The following is a 4,936-nucleotide window of genomic DNA, read 5'->3' on the forward strand; positions in this document are numbered from 1 at the left end:
GATCGACCATTCCGGGTCGCCCACCTACTCCATCTCTGCCGGTTGGGTCTGGAAGGTAACGTGCAGGATCACTCGACGTTTTCCAAGAACCGGCATGGGCGTTTTCGCGACAGCGAACTGCTGCGCCACCTGTTTGAGACGACTGTCGCGCGCTGCATCGCCGAAGGTCTGGTCAGCGGCCAGCGAATGGCGATTGACGCCAGCCTGATCGAAGCCGATGCGAACAAGCAGAACTCCACGCCGAAGGAAGACTGGGACGCAACGCACATTGATCCGGCTGATGCGCCCCGCGCCGTGCGCGAGTATCTCGACACGCTGGATAAGGCTGCATTTGGCGCGGCCAGCGAGGTGCAGCCCAAGTTCACCTCGCATTCTGATCCCGCCAACCAATGGACGGCGGCGCGTAAGGGTCCGGCATTCTTCAGCTATTCCGATAACTACCTGATAGACACGGATCACGGTGTCATATTGGACGTTGAAGGCACCCGTTCGATCCGACAAGCCGAGGTTGGATCGACCCAGGCCATGCTTACACGGGTGAAAGCCAAGTTCGGCCTGGTCCCCGACTGGATGATCGCCGACACAGCCTATGGTTCAGGCCCCATGCTCGGCTGGCTCGTGGAACGCAAGATCGATCCTTACATCCCTGTGATCGACAAGGCCGGACGCCCCGATGGGACCTGGACACGCATAGATTTTGACTGGGATGCGCAGAACGACCAATACATCTGCCCCGTGGGCCACGCGCTCAAACAGTTCCGCCGGAATTACTCTGATCCAAACCGGGGGCCGACGGGCAAGGGCACCGCGCGCTATCGCGCCTTGAAAGAAGTCTGCCAGGTCTGCCCGTCCAAGCAAAAATGCTGCCCCAACGCTGAGGCGCGCAAGATCACCCGCGAGGAGCACAAAGACGCGCGTCAGGTTGCCAGAGATTTGGCCAAAACTGAAGAATATCAGATTGCGATGACGCTCAGGAAAAAGGTCGAAATGCTCTTTGCCCACCTCAAACGCATTCTCAGGTTGGGACGACTGCGATTACGCGGCCCATGCGGTGCAAATGACGAATTCCTCCTCGCCGCCACCGCCCAAAACCTCCGCAAACTGGCTAAGATTTTTCCGGCACCGCAGCAAACGCGCAAAGCCTGATAGGAAAGGCGCTCGCGCGCTCTTCAAAGCGCAGCTTTCTGCGCAAGCAACACGCTGTTTTCCACAGAATCCGGACAAAGGCTACTTTCGCTGCGGCTGCGCCAGTGTCCGGTCTGGCAAACCGTTCAAAAAACGTTGATCTTTGAACGGCAGAATGAACGCGGTTACAGCTCGCATAAAACGCAACATCCGCGCGTATCTACTGTCCCCCACACGTGGCAATGCTTGCTAAAAGAACCGTTGCCGCATATACAGCTACAAACTCTTGGAGGTTTGATGACCTGTTAAAGTGGGGAGGCATAGCGCCCTCCCGATGCAAAATTAGTCCAAACGAACACGCTGCCTGGCAAGGTTGCGAGTGCTGGTTTTTTGCATCCTAGTTTACGCACACTTTTGCAGACCAGGCATTGCCCTGGACGTTGAACATGAGAGTTCACCACAATGACACGAGACTACTCGCAATTTATGCCGCCTGCGGCGTCACAACAGATTCCCGAACGTGAATCCCTGGTCTTGGAAAGGTTGGGCTGGAAGCCATTTTTCAGTCAGCAATCCAGTATCGAAGACCTCATCCGCACACCTCCCGCCCGAGTGATCGAAGTTCACAGAACCGGTTTACATCTATTGGGTGATGAAATCGATACAATGATACCGCCCAGGCTTGATGCGACCGTTGGGGACTGGCTTCTCTTTGATGCGCACGAACCAACGAACAGTAGGCTCTTGCACCGCAGCAGTGCGTTTGAACGACGAGCCCCAGGAAAAGACCGCAAGCGCCAGCTGATAGCAGCCAATGTGGATACCGTTTTTATCGTGTCATCGTGCAACAGGGATTTTAACATTGCACGGCTAGAGCGCTATGTCGCATTGGCATTCGACGCGAAGGTTACGCCGGTTATTTTGCTCACCAAAGCAGATGTGTGCGAAGATCATGCGCCCTATGTCGAAGCGGCAAGCGCAATTTCGAACCGCGTCCTGGTTGTGCCCCTGAATGCCTTGAGCGATGAACCAATAGCCAAACTATCTTCGTGGTGCGCACTGAGCCAGACCGTTGCGTTTCTTGGGTCGTCTGGGGTTGGAAAGTCAACGCTGGTAAATGCCCTTTTGCAAGGCGGTGTTGTGGAGACTGCAGCCATTCGGGAAGATGATAGTAAAGGTCGCCATACAACAACACGACGCCAGTTTCACTTTACGACCGGTGGCTGCGCTGTGCTGGACACGCCAGGCATGCGGGAACTTCAATTGACGGATGTTGAAGCGGGGATTGCTGAAGTGTTTGATGATTTGGTCGCTTTGGCAGGTCAATGTCGGTTCAAGGATTGCCGACACGAGGTGGAGCCAGGATGTGCCATTCGGCAGGCACAGGATCAGGGTGAGATCGACATGTCCAGATTGGCACGGTGGCGTAAGTTGGCTGCTGAGGAGCGCTTTAATTCGTCTACCTTAGCCGAACGCAAAGCGCACGACAGATCCCGGCACAAAATGTTCCGATCAATTCAACAGAAAAATAAGTGGTGAGCGCCTCGTCAAACGAGACGCATCGCTAAGGGACGATGGCGACCTCTGCAAGCCGCATGGACGGCTTGCAGCAGGGCACTGTACTGTTTCACCTGCGGACGGGGCAATAAACCGTCGTTCTTGGCATGCCCGCAATCGTCCTTGTTTAATGCTTCCAGAAGCCCCTTCCAAAACCCAAGTGGTTGTTTAACGTTATTGCCTTCGCCGTGATAGCAGGCATTAACCGCAGTGCAGAAAATCGGTAAGTTGGGCTCCTTCCGGGCCTTCGCTGTGCGGGAGGGCCAAGCGCCTGGTCGGCTCCTCGCGCAGCGTCGCTCGCGGCCCAGAGCCGACCTTGGCTCGGTTAAGTTAAGCCGCGGCGCGGCTTCACCGAACCGCCCATTCACCCATTCCAAACTTCCGAAGACTTGCAGGGCGATCAGCTCCCCAAACTTGCGTCGGAAGGGCTGCTTTGGCATTCAGAAATAAACTGATCGGATAAGAAAGTGTTATCTATGAGAACGTCCATATGGATAGCTGCCGGCATTGTCGCTTTGGGTGGCGCAATGGCTTCCTGCCCCAATGGCGAACGTCTTCTATGCTTCAACCCAACTGGTTATTGTGGCGGAAGCAGCACGCCGGACCCTGATCGCATAGGTGGGCCATCTTGGTTCCTTTGGCAATCGAGCGCCGAGGAAAGGCTGGTATATTACAATGAGGAGTGCTCCATTACCAGCCTGCCGATGCCCTCCAACGATGTGACGACATGTGCGCTTGAGCGCATTAAGTATCAGGCCCATTCAAATTGCGTGCAGTATTATCTGCCGCCGACTAGGGCCAAGGACGCGGCAGAGGAAGCGCAGCGCAACACGTCTTTTGAAAGCTGCAAGCGCGATATTCTCGAACAGCATCGATTGTAAAAACGGTTGGCGTCGTATGCTCTAATTTTTCTATTCGTTGCTCGCCATTGTTGCCGTCAATACGGCTCGCCGCTTTCGGCCCAGAGCCGCCTTCTACCCACCACGCGGCTTCCGCGCCGCAGCTACACCAGACCGGCCATTCGTCCATGGCGCAGCATTTTCGGAGAACGAAGGTCGGCAAAGCGGGACGAAGCGGACAGTCGCACTTCATGAAAGACTGTCCGCTTCTTGAGCTCGATCAGGCTTCGAACTCTTCCAGAAGATACCCATTCTCATATGTCTCAGTCCTGATCCGAGATATGCTTATGGGCCGAGCGCACGCCCCAAAGAGAGGTGTGCCGCTCCCTAGGACACACGGCGTGCGCTTGAGGATGAGCCGGTCGATCAATCCGTGGTCCAGCATCCACCCTGCGAAATCGCCACCTCCGCAAAGATACACGGGGCCACTCGCGTTGCGCGCCAATGACAAAATCGCCTCAGGTGTAGGACTGCGAAGAACTGAGATTTCGGCCTGTTCAGGTAACTCCAAAGTGTCGGAGAAAACGACTGTCCTCATATGTGGATAGGGGTTTTGACCGGGTTTAAGGCCAAAATCGTACCCGAACTCGTAGGTGTTTCGGCCCATGATTGCCGTTTTGTAGGTCTCAAGGCGCTTTAAGTAGTCGTCTACCACAGGCCCTTCAGGCGCGAATTTCGATATGTCTCCAGACACGCCGGAGATAAAACCGTCCAGCGAAACGGCAACGTCATAAATTATGGGATGCATGAGATGCTCCTGATAAATAATTTCCCTAAAAGCCATTCGGCTTCTGAATGAGTTGGGAATTATTTGATCACTGGCAGAGCACTCCTCGGTTGAAGGTATTTTTAGAGGAAGCTGTTTGGCTGGTCAACACGCAGCCACATGTAAGCTGACCTTCGAACTCAGCGCAGCATTTGGAAGTATGGGCTCTAAGTGAATATGCGGCGGTGCGGCAGCGAAGTCGCAGCGATTCCGCACCAGGTTCCAGCCGTCAGATGACAGCAGCCAGCCCAAATAAGACATTCATGCAAGATATTGCGAAGGACCTGCTGCATGCGCGAACGACTTGCCAGGTTTCCCCGCAGCAGACATTCGGGGCAGAGAGCCGAAAGGTGAAATGCCAAGCCTCGCTCAATTGACTGGCTGAATGGCAAAACACACCAATAGTTAATAACTCCCGTGGATAAGTGTCTCTGAGTGGTTTGCTGTAGATTTACGTTGGTGTGGTAGATCTACCTTGATGAGGTATCTACATGACATCGGCTAACGTTCAAGAACGTAAGATTTCCTCTCTTCATGTTCTGGTAGTCAGTCTATCCTTGATGATGACCATCGGAGCTTGGTTGTATTC

At 54.5% G+C, this 4,936-nt stretch carries 4 protein-coding genes; 3 read left to right on the plus strand and 1 reads right to left on the minus strand.

All coding sequences use genetic code 11. From position 1 onward, the window contains the following. The 3 genes from R0J92_RS21090 to R0J92_RS21100 form a co-directional block, all read left to right on the plus strand. On the plus strand, positions 1-1,146 hold a 1,146-nt coding region (locus R0J92_RS21090), incomplete at its 5' end, for an IS1182 family transposase (RefSeq protein ID WP_411053076.1). Between the two features lie 441 nt (positions 1,147-1,587). After that, positions 1,588-2,664, plus strand: a complete 1,077-nt coding sequence (gene rsgA / locus R0J92_RS21095; RefSeq protein ID WP_411053077.1) for a ribosome small subunit-dependent GTPase A — start codon at positions 1,588-1,590, stop codon at positions 2,662-2,664. Positions 2,665-3,158: 494 nt separating this feature from the next. Continuing rightward, entirely contained in the window at positions 3,159-3,563 is a 405-nt protein-coding gene (locus R0J92_RS21100) for a hypothetical protein (protein WP_411053078.1), read from the plus strand. Between the two features lie 238 nt (positions 3,564-3,801). Here the strand turns inward: R0J92_RS21100 and R0J92_RS21105 are convergent, their stop codons facing one another. After that, entirely contained in the window at positions 3,802-4,329 is a 528-nt protein-coding gene (locus tag R0J92_RS21105; protein WP_411053079.1) for a dihydrofolate reductase family protein, read from the minus strand. Positions 4,330-4,936 lie beyond the last annotated feature (607 nt).

This window comes from Tritonibacter sp. SIMBA_163, from assembly GCF_046535935.1.
GTDB classification, from domain to species: domain Bacteria; phylum Pseudomonadota; class Alphaproteobacteria; order Rhodobacterales; family Rhodobacteraceae; genus Epibacterium; species Epibacterium scottomollicae.

Excerpts from the sequence above, each read along its gene's own strand:
- rsgA (WP_411053077.1), top strand. The coding sequence starts at position 1,588 with ATGACACGAGACTACTCGCAATTTATGCCGCCTGCGGCGTCACAACAG.
- R0J92_RS21100 (WP_411053078.1), top strand. The coding sequence starts at position 3,159 with ATGAGAACGTCCATATGGATAGCTGCCGGCATTGTCGCTTTGGGTGGC.
- R0J92_RS21105 (WP_411053079.1), bottom strand. The coding sequence starts at position 4,329 with ATGCATCCCATAATTTATGACGTTGCCGTTTCGCTGGACGGTTTTATC.